The sequence below is a fragment of the Xanthomonas pisi DSM 18956 genome (genome assembly GCF_001010415.1).
GTDB classification, from domain to species: Bacteria; Pseudomonadota; Gammaproteobacteria; order Xanthomonadales; family Xanthomonadaceae; genus Xanthomonas; species Xanthomonas pisi.
Genome location: NZ_JPLE01000112.1, coordinates 1 through 422 on the forward strand (window position 1 = coordinate 1; position 422 = coordinate 422).

Below are 422 nucleotides of genomic sequence, written 5' to 3' on the forward strand. Positions count from 1 at the left end.
GGCTTGGCTGGCGCCAAGGCAAGCCGCGCGGCGCCCGCTCCGTGCCGCTGACGGCCAACCCTCCGGGAAGCGCCCTGTGGCGCGCCGATACCGCGTTGCGCGCCTTGCCCAGGCGGCCAGCCTGGGCCACAGCGCACGCCTTGTCTCGACGCGCCACAGGACGCTTCGCACTCACCTCGAAGTCCATAACACGCTCTAAGGCCTGGCGAACTGTCTTTGAGACCGGTCGAAAGACCACCAACCCGCGGGCACGCCTGCAGCGCCGCATCGCCTAAGAGTGGCTAACAAAACGTAGCGAGCAGTCGTCAGGCGGGTGTGGACGGCGCGGAGGAACCGGAGTGTACGAGTGGTACATGCCGATTCCGAGCACTGGCCGCGCCCGCCTGGCGGCTGCGCAGTAGTTTTGTTAGCCACTCTTAGTG

At 67.1% G+C, this 422-nt stretch carries 1 other RNA gene; it reads right to left on the bottom strand.

Going from position 1 to position 422, the window contains the following annotated elements:
* Window positions 1-279: 279 nt before the first annotated feature.
* Window positions 280-355, bottom strand: a non-coding RNA gene (locus Y887_RS18350) — sX9 sRNA.
* Window positions 356-422: the final 67 nt, after the last annotated feature.